Genomic DNA, 4,528 nt, shown 5'->3' with positions numbered 1-4,528 from the left:
CGGCCGCCATTTCACCACCCGCGCATTGAGAATGACCGCCGCCGCCAGCGAGACGGCGATCGACAGCGGCACGCCCAGAACCGCGAACAGGCCGGTGTTCCTCATCGCCCCCCAGAACAGCGGATTGGCGAATAGTCGCTCGTAGTTCTGCAGCCCGATGAAGCGGACGTTGTTCAGGTCGGCCAGGGCGTAGATGTCGAAATCGGTCAGGCTCAGCAGCAGGGCCGCGAACACCGGGATGGCGAAGAACACCGCGATGGCGATCAGCGCCGGCGCCACGAAGCCCCAGGCGGCGCGCTCGCGCGAGCGGACGCCGCCCGGACGCCGGCGCGGACGGACGGCGGCTTCCGCCTCGGCCTTGGCCATGTTCAGGCGGATGTCGGTCATGCCCGGCCCCGCTCCATCATCCAGCGGCGCTTCTCCAGCAGCCGGTCGGCGCGGCGGTCGATCTCGGCGCCGGCGGCCTCGGGCGTGTATTCGCCGCGCACCATCCGCTCGGCGACGATCTGCATCTCGGTGACGATCCGCTCCCACTCCGGCACCTTGGGCACCGCCTCGGCGCGCGACAGCTGGCCCTTGAAGGCGGCGATATAGGGATCATTGGCCACCGCCGGCGCGGCCCAGGCGCTCTGCCGCGCCGGCAGGTTGCCGGTGATGACGTTGAAGCGCGCCTGCACCGCCGGGTCGGACAGGTAGCGCACCAGCTTCCACGCCGCCTCCTGACGCGGCGACGAGCGATAGACCACCAGCGACGATCCGCCGGGCGCCGAGGCCCCCGGCCCGTCAGGCCCCGGCACGCCCGAGGTCATCCACTGCGTCCCCGGACCGAGCCGGTTGCGGAAGTCGCCGATGGTCCACGGTCCGGAGAAGTAGAAGCTGAACCAGCCGCGGGCGAACTCGGTCCAGACGTTGGAGATCTGCGCCGCCGAGGCCACCGGGGCCAGGCCCTCGTCGAACAGGCTCTTGTAGAAGGCCAGCGCCGCCACGAACGACGGGCTGGAGAAATTGCCGCGCGTGTCCTCGTCCCTCAGCAGCGGTTCGTCCCCCTGCAGGCCGAAGGTCAGCAGCTGTTCGAACTCGTTGAGCGGCAGCAGCACGGCGTAGTTGCCGTCCCCCGCGACTCGCCTGACCGCGTGCATGGCCTGTTTCCAGCCGGCCCAGGTCGGCGGCACGGCCTCGAACCCCGCCTGCGCCAGCAGGTCAGACCGGTAGAAGATCAGCCGGGTGTCGACGTACCAGGGGATGCCCACCACCCGGCCGTCGATGCGGTTGGTCTCCAGCACCGCCGGGAACTGGTCGGTCAGCAGGTCGGAGGCGAAGGCCGGCAGGGCCGAAATCGCGCCGATGGCCGCCATCTCCGACACCCAGGTGTTGCCCACCTGGCTCAGGTCCGGCAGCGAGTCCCCGGCATAGGCGGTCAGCAGTTTCTGGTGCGCGGCCGTCCACGGCAGGGCCTGGACGTGGACCTTGATCCCCGGATTGAGCCGCTCGAACTCCGGCAGCATCCGGGGGACGTTCGTCGCCTCATTGCCCATGGCCCAGAAGGTCAGGCGGGCAGTCCCGTCCTCCCGCCGCCCGCAACCGGCCAGACCCGTCGCCGCGGCCCCGGCCAGAAGGCCGAGCGCCGCGCGCCGATCCGGCCGCGGAGGCGTCATGCGTCAGCCAGCCAGCCGCCCGTGAATCCGGCGACCTTGAGGCCGCGGACGAGGTTCGGCTCGCGGCGCATCCGCTTCCAGACCGCGTCGGAGCGATGGTTCTCGATCTGGATGACGATCGGGCCCTGGTCTATGCCCAGATAGTCGCCGTCGACCCAGCCGACCCCGGGCACGATCCGCCCGTGCTGAAGGGTGCGGTCGGTGGCCGCCAGCGTCGGATTGAACGCATCGAGGAAGCCGTACTGGGTATAGATTCCCGCCCCGTAACGGGCCTTCATCGCCTTCAGGCAGGCGGTCACCTCGGCCGGGGCGAACGGCATCGAGCCGAGCGCCGCGGTCGGGGCGAGGGTGCCGTCGTCCCGGTCGCCCGGCCCGCGCGCGGAATAGCTGAAGAACTGCCGCTCACGCCCGTCGATGACCTGCTTGAAATCGCCCGGCCCGTCGCAGGCGGTCAGGCCCCAGACATCGGCCGAATAGCCGGCCCAGCCCATCGGATTGTCGATGGCGTATTTGCGCTGCGCCTGCACCGCCCGGACGCTGTTCCGGAAATAGTCGAAGCCCGGAATCTCCGCCTGTTTCGAGCGCATGAACGGGTCGTGGATGCCGCGGAAGTCGACGTACATGTGGCTGTACTGGTGGCCGAACAGCGGCCCGAAATGCAGGTGCGCCGGGCCCCATTCGTCCGTCCAGCTCTGGTCGTAGACGCTGCACCATTCGTCCCAGACGGCCGCCGGGACCGAATGCGTCGGGCTGCCGATGGCCAGCAGCAGGACCAGCATGCCTTCGTTGTACTTGTTCCAGTCGGCGGCGATGAAGCCGCGCTCGGGACGCCAGCCCATCGAGATGCGGTTCGGCCGCACCACCGCCCAGTCCCACTCGACCCGCTCGTAGATCGCCTGGGCCAGCCGCCGGATCTCAACCTCGTCCGGATGGTCGCCGTCGAACCACTGCGCGGCGAACAGCAGGCCGCCCAGCAGCAGGGTCGTGTCCACCGTCGACAGCTCGGTGTCGCGGTAGCGGTGGCCGGTCTCCATGTCGAGGAAGTGGTAGAAGAAGCCCTTGTGGCCGGTCACCCCGGTCGGCTCCGGGCCCTGCGGCGCGTCATGGAAGAAGCGGGCCGTGATCAGGGTGCGCTCGCGCGCCTCCTCGCGGGTCATCCAGCCCCGCTCGACCCCGATCGGCCAGCAGGTCAGGGCGAAGCCGACGGCGGCGATCGAGGCGAAGGTCTTGCGCGGCCACCGGTCGGGCGTCAGCCCGTTGGCGCGGTTGGTGACGTCGACGAACCAGCGGAACGTCCGCGCCTGCAGTTCCTCGACCTCGCCATCCAGCGCCCCGCCGCCGATCCACGGCGCGCCCGGTGCCCCGGCGCAGCCGGCCAGTCCAAGGGCGCCGACGCTCGCGACCGTGGAACCCATCAGGAAATGACGACGATCCATGCCGGCCACTCTCATACTCGCCTTCCGACTAGTCAAAAAAACGGGCCGTCCCCCGCCGGGTTGCGAGGGGCGGCCGCCGGCTCGGGGAAGGCCCTAGAAGCTGTAGCGCATGCCGACCTGGAAGGTCCGGGTCGGGAACAGCACCGAGCTCGGCTTGCCGAAGTTCGGGTTCGGGTTCGCGCTCGAGCCCGTTCCGCCGTCGAAGCCGGAGTAGTTGTCGAAGTTGAAGACGTTGATGGCGTCGACGAACAGCGACAGCTCCTGACCGCCGAAGACCTCGAAATTCTTGGTCAGGCGGAGGTCCAGGTTCCGGTAGGCGAAGGCGTTCGGCAGGATGAAGCCGTACTTCTCCGGTCGCCCGCCGTAGGGCCGGAAGTAGAACTGCGAACCCGTGCCGTCGAAGACGTTGAACGGCGAGCCGGAGCCCAGGGTCAGGATGCCCGACAGCTGGAAGTCCCACGGCAGGTCGACGATGCCGTTGGCGACGATCCGGTGCGTCTCGTCATTGGCCGACGAACGCATCGGGGACGTCTCGACCGAGAAGCAGTCGAAGCAGAAATTGTCGTTGCCGCCGTTCTGCAGCGACTCCGACCAGGTGTAGGCGAGGTTGAAGCCCCAGCCGGAGTCCCGCGTGTAGGGCTTGTCGGCTTTCAGGTAGAGGGCGGTGAACTCGCGTTCCTTGTTGTGGTCGGAGACGAAGTAGCCCCGGTAGGGGTTGGCTCCGCCCGGTCCGCAGAAGCCGCCGTTGTCGCCGAAGCCGTCGCCGTCATTGGGGCGGTTGGGTTCGCGGCAGCGCGTCAGATACTGCCAGGTGAACTCGTTCTCGGTCTTGCCATAGGCGAGCGTCAGCTCGGTCTGCCAGTCGCCGAGGCGCTGACGGACGCCGATGTTGAACTGGTCGGTCCGCGGCGGCTCGAAGTCGTTGGCCAGCAGGAAGGCCTCGCCCTTGGCGGGGATGGTGTCGAGCAGGGCGTCCAGGCCCGCCACCGTGCGATAGGATTCGTCCCACAGGATCGGATCGCCGGCGTTGCCGCTGGCCACCCCGGGAGGGGCGCCGGTGGTCGAGAAGAAGACGTTCTGGCGGAAGTCGAACGGCTTGACGATCTCGTCGAACGAGAAGTTGAACTGGACCCGGTCGTAATAGCGCCCGGCGCCGCCGAAGATGACCGTCGAGCGGTCCCCGAAGACATCGTACGAGAAGCCGATCCGCGGCTGGAAGGCTCCGGCGAAGGGATCGCGATTATTCCCGGTCGCGATGTAGTCGTCGCGGTCGAACCAGCTCGGCGCATAACCCGCCGGCTTGCCGCCGTCCGTCGAGGCGATCCACCGGTCGACGGCCTCGAAACGGCGTACGTGTGTCGTGGCTTCGTGTGCGACCGTCCTGTGACCTCTGCCGAAGAATTGCCGTCCGCACTGCGGAGTTGACCACGCTCGTCG

3 protein-coding genes and 1 pseudogene are annotated in these 4,528 nt (G+C 68.6%); all 4 read right to left on the bottom strand.

Annotated features, from left to right (window positions below; all coding sequences use genetic code 11):
- Window positions 1–387 (bottom strand): carbohydrate ABC transporter permease (locus tag RDU12_RS12855; RefSeq protein ID WP_374990218.1); only part of this gene is annotated, 387 nt, incomplete at its 3' end.
- Window positions 384–1,655: an extracellular solute-binding protein gene (locus RDU12_RS12850; protein ID WP_308684971.1), complete on the bottom strand. Its 1,272-nt coding sequence runs from the start codon at window positions 1,653–1,655 to the stop codon at window positions 384–386. The genes RDU12_RS12855 and RDU12_RS12850, both read right to left, overlap by 4 nt.
- On the bottom strand, window positions 1,652–3,091 hold the full coding sequence (locus tag RDU12_RS12845) for a glucoamylase family protein (protein WP_308684969.1): 1,440 nt from the start codon (window positions 3,089–3,091) through the stop codon (window positions 1,652–1,654). Before RDU12_RS12845 ends, RDU12_RS12850 begins: the two co-directional genes overlap by 4 nt.
- Window positions 3,092–3,184: 93 nt before the next feature.
- A pseudogene (locus tag RDU12_RS12840) lies at window positions 3,185–4,528 on the bottom strand (TonB-dependent receptor); the annotation flags it as partial.

The sequence above is a fragment of the Brevundimonas sp. genome, assembly GCF_031082345.1.
Classification (GTDB): Bacteria; Pseudomonadota; Alphaproteobacteria; order Caulobacterales; family Caulobacteraceae; genus Brevundimonas.
Note: the sequence above shows the minus strand (reverse complement) of the source record. Positions and strands in the feature narration are given on the sequence as shown.